This window comes from Sphaerisporangium perillae, from assembly GCF_023276435.1.
Classification (GTDB): Bacteria; Actinomycetota; Actinomycetes; order Streptosporangiales; family Streptosporangiaceae; genus Sphaerisporangium; species Sphaerisporangium perillae.
In genome coordinates this window covers 133,978-146,634 of record NZ_JALLPO010000012.1, presented here as the reverse complement: position 1 = coordinate 146,634, position 12,657 = coordinate 133,978, and the positions used below count along the sequence as shown (strand labels likewise).

The following is a 12,657-nucleotide window of genomic DNA, read 5'->3' as shown; positions in this document are numbered from 1 at the left end:
CCGTCAGGGGAAAACGGGCGGTGCCGGTGGAGTTGCTCCCTCGGCTCCGCATGGCGCGCGACCACATCGACCGCAACTACCAGACCGAGGTCGATCTCGACCGGCTCGCGGCCGTCGCCGGGATCTCCAAGTTCTACTTCGTCCGGTGCTTCGAGGCGGCGTACGGCGAGACGCCGATCCGCTATCTCAACCGCCGCCGCCTGGAACGGGCTCAGGACCTGCTGCGCGCCGCCAACCTGACGGTGACCGAGATCTGCATGTCCGTCGGGTTCTCGAGCTTGGGGTCGTTCTCGTCGAAGTTCACGCAACTGGTGGGCGAGAGCCCCAGCGCCTACCGCGACCGGTGGGCGGCCCGCGGCGGTCCGCACGTCCCCGGGTGCTATCTGTTCATGTGCGGGGTGCTCGATCTGACCGGCACGGCGGCGCCCGATACCGAGGACCCCTGATTGTGCAATTTTGGAGAAGTGCAGGTCGGAGGACACGGAGTAGCTTCTCCCACATGATTACCAACGTCTCGCTGACGACCCTCTACTGCCTCGACCAGGACAAGGCGCGCGACTTCTACGTCGACGTCCTCGGCTTCGTTCCGCATACCGACATCACCATGGGGGAGGGGTTCCGCTGGGTCACCGTGTGCCATCCGAACCACCCCGAGCTCGAGATCACGCTGATGAAGCCGGGCCCGCCGCTCGACGCCGAAGCCGCGGACTTCGTCCGGCGCCAGCTCGAGAAGGGCGGCATGGGCGGCCTCGGGCTGCGGGTCGACGACTGCCGGAAGACCCATGAGGAACTGACCGCGAAGGGCGTGACGTTCCTCCAGGAGCCCTCGGACCGGCCCTACGGCGTCGAGGCTGTCATCCGCGACAACTCCGGCAACTGGCTCGTTCTTGTCGAGCCGAGGGAGTTCAAGCCGGAGGACTTCGCCTGACGGGCTTCGCGTCCACGTGGCGGGCGGGCATGGCTCGGCGGCTCGCTTCCAGTGCGGCGTCAGTCAGGTCGGCGGGCGCTTACGAGCCGGGTGCCGAACCAGGGTGCTCCGTACCAGAAACGCCGGCCGAGGTCGCGTACGGACGGACACTTCGTCGGCGCCGAGGCGGCCGACCTGTGGGATCAGGCCGGAGCCGCACTTGAAGACACGACATATCGCGAATTTACCCTCGCGAACGTCTCCTGGCCAGATCGTGGCGGGCGGCACGTCCGGGATGCCTCGTCCGCGAATTTGTCCTGGTATGTGATCATATTGGGGCGGATGTGGGCTTCTAGGGGGAGTGGTTGCTGTGGTGGTGCCGGACGGGGCGCTGGATCACCGGTATCGCGGCGAGCACCCGCTTCGCACGCTCGCGTATCTGCTGCGGGAGGACCGGCGACGCCTCGTGCTCGCGTGCGGCGCGTTCATGGTCAAGCACAGCCCGACGTGGCTGCTGCCGCTGATCACGGCCAACATCGTCGATGTCGTGGTGGGGCACCTGCCGATCTGGCAGCTCTGGGTCAACACCGGGGTGCTGCTCGTCCTGCTGACCCTGAACTATCCGTTCCACCTCGCGTACGTGCGCTATATGAGCGGGACCATCCGCCGCCTGGGGACGAACCTGCGGTCCTCGCTGTGCCGCCGGATGCAGCAACTCTCGATCGGCTACCACTCCCGGGTCAGCGCGGGCGTGCTGCAGACCAAGGTCATCCGCGATGTGGAGAGCGTCGAGCAGATGCTCCAGCAGGCGGGGGACAATGGGCTGGCGGCGCTGTGGATGCTCGGCGGCGGGCTTGTCGTGATCGCCGTGCGCGTTCCGGCGGCGCTGCCGGTCTTCCTCGTCGTCGTGCCGACGGCGGCGTTGCTGGTCATGCGGATGCGGGACCGGCTGCGCTCCAACAATGAGAGTTTCCGCCAGGAGGTGGAGCGTCTCTCCTCACGGGTGACCGAGATGACCCATCTCATCCCCATCACCCGGGCGCACGGCCTGGAGCAGGACGCGCTCAAGCGTGTGGACGGGACGCTCAGCAAAGTCCTGCGGACGAGCCTGCGGCTGGACCTGCTGAACGGGCGGTTCGGCGCGCTGGCGTGGATCACGCTCAACGTGCTGGGCGCCGGCTTCCTCGCCGCCTCGGCGTGGGTGGCGTACTACCAGGTTCTCGCGATCACCCCCGGTGACGTGGTCATGCTGAGCACGTTCTTCGCGACCCTGACCTCCTCGGTGACCACCTTGATGAGCCTCACTCCCGTGGTGAGCAAGGGGCTGGAGGCCGTACGGTCCATCGGCGAGGTCCTGCAGGCGCCCGACCTGGAGAACAACGCGGGCAAGGCGCGGGTCGACTCCGTCCGCGGCGTGGTGGAGTTCCAGGACGTCGCCTACAGCTACCAGGGGAACCGGCCGGCGGTCGGCGACTTCAGCCTCACCGTCTCCCCTGGCGAGACCGTCGCCCTCGTCGGGGCCTCCGGCGCCGGCAAGTCGACGGTCCTGAACCTGGTCATCGGCTTCCTGCGCCCCACGTCCGGCAGGATCCTGCTGGACGGCCGCGACATGGAGACCCTGGACCTGCGCACCTACCGCCGGTTCGTCTCGATCGTGCCGCAGGAGTCGATCCTGTTCGAGGGCACCATCCGGGACAACGTCCTGTACGGCATGCGGGACGTCCCTGAGCGGACGCTGCGCGACGCCCTGCGGGACGCCAACGCGACGGAGTTCATCGACCGGCTCCCGGACGGGCTCGACACGGTCGTGGGCGAGCGGGGGGCGCGGCTGTCGGGCGGCCAGAAGCAGCGTCTCGCGATCGCCCGCGCCCTCATCCGGGATCCCCGGGTGCTCATCCTGGACGAGGCGACCTCCGCCCTTGACACCCGGTCGGAGGCGCTCATCCAGCAGGCGCTGGGGCGGCTGGTCGCCGGTCGCACGGTGTTCGTGGTGGCCCATCGCCTGTCGACGATCCGTACGGCGGACCGCATCGTGGTCATGGAGGACGGGCGGATCGCCGAGATCGGCACGCACGACGAGCTGATCCGCCGGCGCGGGCTCTACTCGGGGCTCCAGGCCGCCCAGCTCGGGTGATGGGCGCGCGCGGGCCGAAAAACCGATTGCCCACCGGTGGTTACCCCGTTAACGTCGAACGCCGCCTTGCCGGCTCCAACACCGTCCTCCGCACCGGACGCCGCCCTCTCAACTCGATCGGACGATAGTCATGCCGTGGCGCGCCCTTGCCCGCCGCTTCCCGGTTCTCGGGATCCGCGACTTCCGGTTGTTGCTGGCAGACCGCCTGCTCGCGCCGGCCGCTGTCGCGTTCTCGCTGGTCGGCGTCTCCTTCGCGGTGCTGGACCTCACCGGATCCACCGCCGACCTGTCGTACGTCCTCGCGGCGCAGATCGCTCCCTCGCTGGTGTTCACGCTGATCAGCGGGGTCATCGCCGACCGCGTCCCGCCGCAGCGGGTCATCATCGCCGCCAACATCATGATCGCGGTCGCGGAGGGGACGCTCGGCCTGCTCGTGCTGAGCGGCGAGGCCCGGCTGTGGCAGATGATCGTGCTGGAGACGCTGACCGGCGTGGGGATGGCGATCTTCTACCCGGCGTCGCAGGCGCTGCTGCCGAAGATCGTGCCGGACGAGCTGCTCCAGCAGGCCAACGCGGTGAGCAGGCTCGCGATGAACGGTGCCCAGATGGGAGGCGCCGCCGTGGCCGGTGTGGTCGTAGCGGCCGTGGGGCCGGGCTGGGCGATGTCGATCTGCGGCATCGGGCTGCTCGGCACCATCCCTCTGCTGCTCGCCATCCGGGTGACCGGTCACGAGCGGGTCCGCAGCGCAGGCATGCTGGGCGAGCTGCGGGACGGCTGGTCGGAGTTCACCTCCCACACCTGGCTGTGGGCGATCGTGGTGCAGTTCTGCGTCATCCTCATGGCGTGGTACGGCGGGTTCCAGGTGCTCGGTCCCGCGGTCGCCAAGGCCGAGCTCGGCGGCCCGGCCGCGTGGGGGGCGATCACCTCGGCCGAGGCCCTCGGGCTGATCCTCGGCGGCGTGCTCTCCCTGCGCTTCACCCCGCGCAGGCCCATGCTGTTCGTCGTGGTGATCGGTGGCTGCATGGCCATCTCGCCGCTGTCGCTGGCCATGCACTGGCCGCTTCCCGCGCTCTGCCTGGCCGCGGTGTTCCTCGGCCTGACCATGGAGATCATGATGGTCCAGTGGAGCGTCGCGCTGGCCCGGAACGTTCCCGTCGAGAAGCTGGCGCGCGTCTCGGCCTACGACGCTCTCGGCTCGGTGATGGCGATGCCGCTCGGCGCGCTGCTCGCGGGTCCGCTCGCGGACCGGATCGGGCTGTCGGCCACGCAGTACGGCGCCGGGGCGCTGATCATCGTGGCGTCGGCGCTCACCCTGCTCTCGCGGGAGGTGCGCACCATGCGCTCCACGGAGGGCGCCGACGCGGCCGGCCGGACCGCCGCGCCCGCCCCGCATTGATCAGGCCTCGTGTCGGAGAACAGCCGGAAAAAAGGTCGAGCCATTGGGAATCACGGGATGTCGTATATAGTTAGCAAAGGTAATGACTTATGCTAACGAAGAACATGGGGCGCCCGTTGGACCTGCGCAGCGACGCCGGGCTGGCTTCCGCGCTGCGGGTATCGCTGGCGCGGTTGACCAGGCGGCTGCGGCGGCAGGCCGGAGCCCACAAGCTGACACCCACACAGCTCGCGACACTCGCCGCCGTCGAACGGCATTCAGGGATCACCCCTGGCGAATTGGCCGAGCTGGAAAAGATGCAGCCTCCCTCGATGACGCGGGTGATCGCCGCGCTGGAGGAGCGGGGGCTGCTCGCCCGTACCCCGCATCAGACAGACCGGCGGCAGGTGACCGTCAGCGTGACGGAGGCCGGGCGCGGGCTGCTGAAGGAGGAGCGCCGGGGCAAGGAGGCATGGCTGGCCAAGCGGCTGAAGGAGTTGACGCCCGAGGAGCGGGCGACGCTTCGGGCCGCGGCGCCGATCCTGGAGAAGCTCTCGCAGATGTAAGTCGTCCACAGGCTGTGGACGACGACGCCGCAGACCCTCTCGAACCCGGCGCGCCGGCCTCGTGGCACGGCATCCTCACGGGCGGGAAGGGGGGCCTGCGGGCCGCGAACCGGGCGCGAGGCCTGCATGCCGACCTGGCCGCGAACCGTTCCCGCGTGCTGCGGGCGCCAAGCGTGTGGCCGGCACGGCGTCCGAAACCCCCAGAACCCCCGGAGGCGCTGGTCGTGCGCGACTCGGAGCTGCGGGAGGTGCAGGCCGAGGAGACCCGGGGGGCCGAGACCGTCGGGCGGCCGACCGGCGGCATGTTCCGGTCGCTGCGCAACCACAACTACCGCCTGTTCGTCTCCGGCAGCGTGGTGTCGAACGTCGGCACGTGGATGCAGCGCACCGCCCAGGACTGGCTGGTCCTGGAGCTCACTCATGGCAGCTCCGCCGCGCTCGGCATCACGACCGCCCTGCAGTTCCTGCCGGTGGTCCTGTTCGGCCTGTGGGGCGGCATGCTCGCCGACCGCTACCCGAAGCGCCCGCTGCTGATGGCCGCCCAGTCCCTGATGGGGATGCTGGCGCTCACCATGGGCCTGCTGACGATCACCGGACAGGCTCAGACCTGGCATGTGTACGTGATGGCGTTCGCGCTCGGAACGGTCTCCTGCGTCGAGGTGCCCACGCGGCAGTCGTTCGTCGTGGAGATGGTCGGCCGCGCCGACCTGTCCAACGCGATCGCGCTGAACAGCTCCACCTTCAACCTCGCCCGGGTCGTCGGCCCCGCCGTCGCCGGACTGCTGATCTACGCGCTGGGCGGCACCGGACCGATCTTCCTGCTGAACGCGCTGTCGTTCGCGGCCGTGATCGGCGGGCTGTTCCTCATGCGCGGGTCCGAACTGCGCACGCCCGAGCCGATCCCGAGGGCCAAGGGGCAGCTGCGCGAGGGGGTCCGGTATGTGTGGCAGCGGCCTGAGCTGCTGATGCCGATCCTGCTCGTGGCGTTCGTCGCGATGTTCGCGACCAGCTTCTCGATGAGCATCGCGCTGATGGCCAAGCAGGTGTTCGGCCAGAGCGCGTCGTCGTTCGGCGTCGCGTCCAGCGTGTTCGCGGTGGGAGCCCTCGGCGGGGCACTGCTGGCCGCGCGGCGGGCACGGCCGAGCCGCCGCCTGCTGGTCGGCGGCGCTGTCTGCTTCGGCGTCGCGCAGATCGCCGCCGGTTTCGCGCCGGCCTATCCGGTCTTCCTGCTCCTGCTGATCCCGGCCGGGATGGCGATGATCACGACGAACACCGCCGCGAACTCCTCCGTCCAGCTCGCGGCCTCACCGGAGATGCGGGGCCGTGTCATGGGAATCTATGTCCTGGTGTTCACCGGCGGCGCTCCCATCGGTGCGCCGTTGATCGGCTGGGTCGGCGAGCTCGCCGGTCCCCGCCTCGGAGTGGTGATCTGCGGAGTGATGTGCCTGGTGGGCGTCAGTCTGGCGATCCTGCTCACCCGGTTCGCCGAGGGAAGGACGCGCGGTGCGGCTGTTCGTGGCGTTGTCGCCGCCCCCCGAGGCGCTCACTGAGGTGGCGGAAGCCGTCGAGCCCCACCGGGACGGGTGGCCGGAGCTGCGGTGGGTGGCGCCGCAGCTCTGGCACGTCACGATGGCCTTCCTCGGCGAGGTCGACGAGGACGTGCTCCCCGCGCTGGAGGTAAGGCTGGCCCGGGCGGCGAGCCGCTACCCCGCGATGACGCTGTCGTTCGGGCCGGCAGGCGCTTTCTCCTCGGCGGCGCGGGCGAAGGTCGTATGGCTCGGCCTGCGGGGCGGCGGCTCCGGCCTGGCCCGCCTGGCCGCCTCGCTGGCCGCGGGCGCCCGGCGCGCCGGCGCCGTCCACAGCGACACCAAGCCCTTCCACCCGCACCTGACCCTGGCCCGGGCCCGCTCGCGTACGGGCCTTGACGCGCGGCCCCTGGTCGAGGCGCTGGGCTCCTTCTCCGGAACGCCCTGGCGCGCGGACGCCGTCCACCTGATGCGCAGCCATCTCGGGGCGTCGGTGCGTTACGAGGCTCTCGGGGCATGGCCACTGGCCGGACGCGACTAGGCTCCACAACGTGGACCGTCCCCGTCGCTGGCTGCTGCCCACCGTGCTCGCGGTGCTAGTGATCATCATCGTGCTCGGCGCGCTGCTCTCCTAGCCCGTTTCCGAGGCGCGGTCCCTTGCCATACCGGCCGGTGTCACCGCTCTGACCCGCCGATGTATGCGAGACGTGTCCACCAGGATCGAAGAAGCCCCCGGCGGGGTCGCCGGGGGCTTCTCGCGGGACTCCGATGGCGGGTGCCCTGGTCTTCGACGGTGCGCCCGCAAGAGGCGGGCGCCCGTGCGATGCGGGTCGTGGCCTACCAGGCGTACGCCTCGGGGGCGGTGCCGCCGGGGCCGGGGAAGATCTCGTCGAGAGTGGTGAGCGCCTTGTCGTCCAGCTTGATCTCCAGCGCGCGGAGGCTGCCCTCGAGCTGCTCGACCGTGCGAGGGCCGATGATCGGGCCGGTCACGGCCGTCTGCACGAGGAGCCAGGCCAGCGCCACGTCGGCCGGCTGCTCGCCCAGCTCGTCGCAGAACGCCTCGTACCGCTCGATCTGGTCGCGGTGCTTCTCGAGCGAGGCGAGCACGTGCTCGGCCGCGGAACGGCCCTTGTCGATCTTGCGGAGGATGCCGCCGAGCAGGCCGCCGGCGAGCGGGCTCCACGGGATCACCCCGAGGCCGTACTCCTCGCACGCGGGGAGCACCTCCAGCTCCACGGTCCGGGTGAGCAGGTTGTAGTGCGACTGCTCGGACACCAGGCCGTTGAAGTGGCGCTGCTTGGCCGCCTCCTGCGCCTTGGTGATGTGCCATCCCGCGAAGTTGGACGACCCCACGTAGATGATCTTCCCCTGCTGGCGCAGGACCTCCATGGCCTCCCAGATCTCGTCGATCGGGGTGTCCCGGTCGACGTGGTGCATCTGGTAGAGGTCGATGTAGTCGGTCTGCAGCCGCTTGAGCGAGGCGTCACAGGCCCGCCGGATGTTCAGGGCGGACAGCTTGCTCTCGTTCGGCCAGTCGCCCATCGAGCCGTTCAGCTTGGTGGCGATGACGGTCTTCTCCCGCCGGCCGCCGCCCTTGGCGAACCACCGCCCGATGATCTTCTCGGTTACTCCCTCGCCCTTCTTCCAGCCGTAGACGTTCGCCGAGTCGAAGAAGTTGATCCCCAGCTCGTGGGCCCGGTCCATGATGGCGAACGAGTCCTCTTCGGAGGTCTCGGGGCCGAAGTTCATGGTGCCGAGGCAGAGACGGCTGACGGACAGACCGGCGCGTCCAAGGTGTGCATATTCCATAGGCCCACACTAAACACCTGGAGTGCACTCCAGCCCAGTCCGGTCCCGTCCCGCCCTCGCGCGAGGGCCCGGGCCAAGACGGTGTCTCGACCAGACCTATCCCAACTCCATCCCTGGATCCGGGCGGCGGCTCCGGCGCGGCAACCAGAGGCGCGGGGCATGATGAGCGGATGGGGAGCACACGGGTGGTCGTTGCGGTACGAGTCCTTGCCGCGTTCGGGCTGGTGGTGGCCTGCCCCGTCGCGGCGTCCGCCTCGGCGGCGCCGGACGCCGCCGCACGGGCCACGGCCGGGCCGTACAACGCGGGCAAGCCGCGCGGCGAGGGCAAGGAGCGGCTGCTCTTCCGGTTCAAGGACCCGCGGATCGGCGAGTCGAGCGGCCTCGCCGTGTCACCCACGCACAAGGACGTCGTGTACACCCACAACGACAGCGGCGCGGGGCCCCAGTTCTACGCCGTCGGCCCCGACGGCCGCACGCTGGCGACGTTCACGGTCGCCGGCGCCGTCGCCCGCGACTGGGAGGCCATGGCCGCCTCGGTGGACCCGGCGACCGGGCAGAGCTTCCTGTGGTTCGCGGACATCGGGGACAACCTCAACGGCGGCTGGCCCGACTACTCGATCTACAAGGTGGCCGAGCCCAAGGTGATGCGCGACGCCACGCTGCCGGCGACCCGCTACCGCTTCCGGTACAAGGACGGGAACCGCAACGCCGAGGGCATCATGGTCCACCCCAAGACCGGGCGGCTGTACGTCGTGAGCAAGGAGTTCGCGGGCTCGATCTACGCCGCCCCGGCCCGGCTGAGCACCGACAAGGTGAACATCCTGCGCCGGGTCGGCCCAGCGCCCATCATGGCGACGGACGCCGCCTACGCTCCCGACGGGTCCGGCTTCGTGATCCGCACCTATTTCTCCGCGTCGCTCTACCGGGCGCCGGGCGAGCTGACCGGCAGGGTGTCCATGCCTTCGCTGCAGCAGGCCGAATCGATCACCTACACCAGGGACGGCAGATCGCTGCTGACCGGCACCGAGGGGGCGAACAGCCCGGTGTACCTGGTGCCGCTCCCGGCCTCGGCCGCGGCGGGAAAGACCACGAGTGCCCTGCCGCGGGCGAGCGTCACGCCGTCCCGGGTCGGCGTGGTCCCCGACGCCGCCGCCTCGCACGCGGCGGCCCGCGACGGGGACGGTGACGGCGGGGTGCCCGCCGGCCTCATCGCGTTGTGGCTCGGGGTCGCCCTCGGCGCCACCGGCATCATCGCCTTCATCGCGCGCCGCGCCGCCTGACCTGGCCGGGCCGGTCGCCGGTACCGATGTGCCCGGCCGCCCTCGTCACCTTCATCGGTACGGGGGTGCCTGGGCGGCCTCGTCACGTTCACCGGTACGGGTGCCCGCCGGGGCCGGTGCACGCGGTCCCGGAAGGCACCCGATCATCAGGTCCCTCAGCGCCCGGTCATTGTGCGGGGCGCGGGAGGAGGGCGTCGGTCGCGGTGCCGATGGGCGTGTTCGTGTGGGCCGGCGACGCTGGGTGCGCCGGCGGCGTCAGGTGCGCCTGCGGCGTCAGGTGCGCCGGCGGTGTCAGGCGAGAGTGGAACCGAGGGAGCCCGAGCTCGTCGCAGGAAGACCGGTGCGGGAACTTCGCCTTCGGGCACGGCGGGCTGCAGGTCACCTCCACCGAGTCGAGGAAGTTGCCGTAGCTCGGCACGCCCGCGGCGGAGGACACCGCTTCGACGGAGAACCGCGTGACCTTCTGTCCCTTCGGGACGCGGTAGATGCCGGTGTAGTGGCCCCAGCCGGTGCCGCCGTCCGCGATGTCGGAAGTGGTCTGGCCCAGCGGGATCTGGACCGTCTCACCCCCCGGTGCGCCGATCTTCACGCGGATGACGTCCTTGTTGTCGGGGCTCGTGCTCCGCGCGCGATGCGCCAGCCGCCATACCAGGACCGTCTTGGGGTGGGTCGTGATGTCCTGGTACAGGGTGGACGCCTGCGTGCCGTTCATCTCGGCGAACACGCTGCCCGAGTCCGCGGCGACCTCGACGCCGGTGCCGGGCGCGTTGCCCGGGCCCCACAGCTCGATGACCCGGTCGGCCGAGGTGGTGTGCCAGTTGGGGATGTCGGTTCTCATGTTGCCGGCGCCGCGCAGGTCGGAAGGCTCCTCGAAGCCTCCGTTGCCGAGCACGCAGGCGGGAGGTGCGGACGGGGAGGCCGGAAGCGCCGAGTGCGGGGATGGGGACGACTGAGCCGATGCGGAAGAGACCCCCATGACGGGGACCGTCAGGAGCGACGCGGTGGCGCCGAGAAGGAGGACACGCTGAGGCAGGGACGCCAGAGCATGGGCTGAATTCATGAACTACCCCTCGATCGTATGACTGCCCCTGGAGTTCGGGGCTGGGAGAGGCACGCCAGAACATCAGTGCGGATCATGCTGGCGTGCCTGTCGAGGTATGCCCCGCGGTAACGCGGAACCGTAGGGAGGGGAAGACTCTTGGGCCGTCTCGTTCCAGGGTTTTACCTGGGCGATCTTCTTTGTCCCGAGGTGTCCACGCGGCCCGAGGCGTCGTCGCGCGGCCCGGGGGCGCGGAGGCCGGAGGCCGGGCCCACGCGTGGACCGGAGGTGCCCATGCGGGGATTGGCGGGGTCGATGCGGGGGACGAAGGGCTCGCCGCGGAGGGCGTGCTCGACCAGTTCGATGGAGGCGGCGAGCCGCACCAGCTTCGGCCCCTCCTTGCGGTAGGCCTCGAGGACCGCTTGGACGGCGTGCGGCGGCAGGTGCTCCTTCAGCTCGACGGCCGCGCCCCGGTAACCGGCGCGGGCGGCCTCCACGGTTGCGTTGACGTGGTGGCGGGCCAGGCGCGCCAGGGCGAGGGGATGACGCCGGAGCACGCCGTAGGCCCGGTAGTCGGGCGGGACCGCGTCGAGCAGCCAGGCGACCGCCGAGGCCTCCCAGTCGGGGCTCCCCGGCGGGCGGACCTCGGACGGCCACCCGGGCGGAAGGTACACGTCAGGAAGTGTATCGAATGTCTGTTCGATATAGGTATGGCCGTTATGCCTCTTTCGCCAAGTTTGCTCCAAGCGCTAGCTTGGACATGCCGGGTCTGATGCCGGCCAGTGTGGCGCGCTCTAGGCAAACCGAGGAAGATATCGCCCTGTGAGTCAGCGAATCGGGGTCGTCGGCGCGGGCATCGTGGGATTGGCGGTGGCCCGCGAGCTGGCCGCGCGCGGTGCCACGGTCACCGTCCTGGACAAGGAGGACCGCGTCGCCGCTCACCAGACCGGCCACAATAGCGGAGTCGTCCACGCGGGCATCTACTACACGCCCGGCTCGCTCAAGGCCAAGCTCTGCCGCGACGGCGTCGCGCTCCTGCGGGAGTACTGCGCGGAACATCACATTCCGTACGAAGAGGTGGGCAAGCTCGTCATCGCCTCCACGGCGGCGGAGCGCGCCGGGCTCCGGCGCATCGCCGCCCGGGCCAAGGAGAACGGCGTGCCGGGCATCGCCGAGCTGGACGCCCTGGGGTTGCGCGAGATCGAGCCGCACGCCGTCGGCGTCGGCGCCGTTCATTCCCCGCACACGGCGATCGTCGACTTCCCCGCCGTCGCGCGCCGCCTGGCCCTGGACGTCACCGAGTCCGGCGGCTCCGTACGCCTCGGGCATCCCGTGCGCGCGATGCGCGAGACCGCGAGCGGCGTGGAGGTGCTGGCGGGGCGGACCCGGCTGGCCTTCGACCGGCTGGTGTCCTGCGCGGGCCTCGGCTCCGACGCCGTCGCCGCGATGAGCGGGCGCGCCGGAGATGTGCGCATCGTCCCCTTCCGCGGCGAGTACTACAAGCTGGCCGGGGCCGCGAAGGATCTCGTCCGCGGGCTCCTCTACCCGGTGCCCGACCCCCGCTACCCCTTCCTCGGCGTGCACCTGACCCGCCGCATCGACGGCGAGGTGCTCGTCGGGCCGAACGCCGTGCTCGCGCTCGCGCTCGAGGGCTATTCCTGGGGCCAGGTCTCGTTGCGCGACCTGCGCGACATTCTCACCTGGCCCGGAACCCGCCGGATGGCCGCCGCGCACTGGAGGACCGGCATCGCCGAGGTCTACGGCTCGCTCGCCAAGAGCGCCTTCCTCAAGGCCGCCCGCCGCTACGTGCCGAGCCTGGCGGCGCAGGACCTCGTGCGGACCTCCGGGGGAGTGCGGGCTCAGGCCGTCGGCCGGGACGGGAGCCTGGTCGACGACTTCGTCGTGGACGTCCACGGCCGGGTGATCCTCGTGCGCAACGCCCCTTCCCCCGCCGCCACTTCCAGCATGGCGATCGCCCGGCACGTCGTTTCTTTCATCCTGGCTTAAGATGAAGAGGCCAC

Annotated in this window: 12 protein-coding genes; 9 read left to right on the top strand and 3 right to left on the bottom strand. The window is 70.4% G+C overall.

Annotated elements, in window-relative coordinates; translation table 11 throughout:
- Positions 1–26: 26 nt before the first annotated feature.
- The 7 genes from MYF83_RS14145 to thpR all read left to right on the top strand — a co-directional run bounded on the left by MYF83_RS14145 (position 27) and on the right by thpR (position 7,049).
- The gene (locus MYF83_RS14145; protein WP_248960755.1) at positions 27–446 is read left to right on the top strand and encodes a helix-turn-helix transcriptional regulator; all 420 of its coding nucleotides are present in this window, start codon (positions 27–29) and stop codon (positions 444–446) included.
- Positions 447–499: 53 nt separating this feature from the next.
- Positions 500–928 (top strand): VOC family protein, encoded by a 429-nt coding sequence (locus MYF83_RS14140; RefSeq protein WP_248960754.1) that lies wholly within the window; start codon positions 500–502, stop codon positions 926–928.
- A gap of 349 nt (positions 929–1,277) precedes the next feature.
- Positions 1,278–3,041, top strand: coding sequence for an ABC transporter ATP-binding protein (locus tag MYF83_RS14135; protein WP_248960753.1), 1,764 nt, complete (start codon positions 1,278–1,280; stop codon positions 3,039–3,041).
- Positions 3,042–3,171: 130 nt separating this feature from the next.
- Positions 3,172–4,437 carry an MFS transporter gene (locus tag MYF83_RS14130; RefSeq protein WP_248960752.1) on the top strand — a complete coding sequence of 422 codons (1,266 nt, stop codon included), beginning with the start codon at positions 3,172–3,174 and terminating at the stop codon, positions 4,435–4,437.
- An 89-nt stretch (positions 4,438–4,526) separates the two neighbouring features.
- Entirely contained in the window at positions 4,527–4,982 is a 456-nt protein-coding gene (locus tag MYF83_RS14125) for a MarR family winged helix-turn-helix transcriptional regulator (RefSeq protein ID WP_248960751.1), read from the top strand.
- Positions 4,983–5,206: 224 nt separating this feature from the next.
- Positions 5,207–6,532, top strand: a complete 1,326-nt coding sequence (locus MYF83_RS14120; protein ID WP_248960750.1) for an MFS transporter — start codon at positions 5,207–5,209, stop codon at positions 6,530–6,532.
- Positions 6,486–7,049 carry an RNA 2',3'-cyclic phosphodiesterase gene (gene thpR / locus MYF83_RS14115; RefSeq protein ID WP_248960749.1) on the top strand — a complete coding sequence of 188 codons (564 nt, stop codon included), beginning with the start codon at positions 6,486–6,488 and terminating at the stop codon, positions 7,047–7,049. The genes MYF83_RS14120 and thpR overlap by 47 nt, the downstream gene beginning before the upstream one ends.
- Positions 7,050–7,345: 296 nt before the next feature.
- On the opposite strand, the gene MYF83_RS14110 is transcribed toward thpR, so the two are convergent.
- Positions 7,346–8,317 (bottom strand): aldo/keto reductase, encoded by a 972-nt coding sequence (locus tag MYF83_RS14110; RefSeq protein WP_248960748.1) that lies wholly within the window; start codon positions 8,315–8,317, stop codon positions 7,346–7,348.
- A gap of 170 nt (positions 8,318–8,487) precedes the next feature.
- Between MYF83_RS14110 and MYF83_RS14105 the strand changes: the two genes are divergently transcribed.
- A complete protein-coding gene (locus MYF83_RS14105) occupies positions 8,488–9,597 on the top strand; it encodes a hypothetical protein (protein WP_248960747.1) in 1,110 nt (369 codons plus the stop codon).
- 166 nt (positions 9,598–9,763) lie between these two features.
- Here the strand turns inward: MYF83_RS14105 and MYF83_RS14100 are convergent, their stop codons facing one another.
- Positions 9,764–10,657, bottom strand: a complete 894-nt coding sequence (locus tag MYF83_RS14100) for a hypothetical protein (RefSeq protein ID WP_248960746.1) — start codon at positions 10,655–10,657, stop codon at positions 9,764–9,766.
- A gap of 161 nt (positions 10,658–10,818) precedes the next feature.
- Complete coding sequence (locus MYF83_RS14095) at positions 10,819–11,310, bottom strand: hypothetical protein (RefSeq protein WP_308201443.1); 492 nt, start codon at positions 11,308–11,310, stop codon at positions 10,819–10,821.
- Positions 11,311–11,458: 148 nt separating this feature from the next.
- On the opposite strand from MYF83_RS14095, the gene lhgD reads away from it, so the two are divergent.
- Positions 11,459–12,643, top strand: a complete 1,185-nt coding sequence (gene lhgD, locus MYF83_RS14090; RefSeq protein WP_248960745.1) for an L-2-hydroxyglutarate dehydrogenase — start codon at positions 11,459–11,461, stop codon at positions 12,641–12,643.
- Positions 12,644–12,657: the final 14 nt, after the last annotated feature.

Excerpts from the sequence above, each read along its gene's own strand:
- MYF83_RS14140 (WP_248960754.1), top strand. The coding sequence starts at position 500 with ATGATTACCAACGTCTCGCTGACGACCCTCTACTGCCTCGACCAGGAC.
- MYF83_RS14130 (WP_248960752.1), top strand. The coding sequence starts at position 3,172 with ATGCCGTGGCGCGCCCTTGCCCGCCGCTTCCCGGTTCTCGGGATCCGC.
- MYF83_RS14125 (WP_248960751.1), top strand. The coding sequence starts at position 4,527 with ATGCTAACGAAGAACATGGGGCGCCCGTTGGACCTGCGCAGCGACGCC.
- MYF83_RS14110 (WP_248960748.1), bottom strand. The coding sequence starts at position 8,317 with ATGGAATATGCACACCTTGGACGCGCCGGTCTGTCCGTCAGCCGTCTC.
- MYF83_RS14105 (WP_248960747.1), top strand. The coding sequence starts at position 8,488 with ATGGGGAGCACACGGGTGGTCGTTGCGGTACGAGTCCTTGCCGCGTTC.
- MYF83_RS14100 (WP_248960746.1), bottom strand. The coding sequence starts at position 10,657 with ATGAATTCAGCCCATGCTCTGGCGTCCCTGCCTCAGCGTGTCCTCCTT.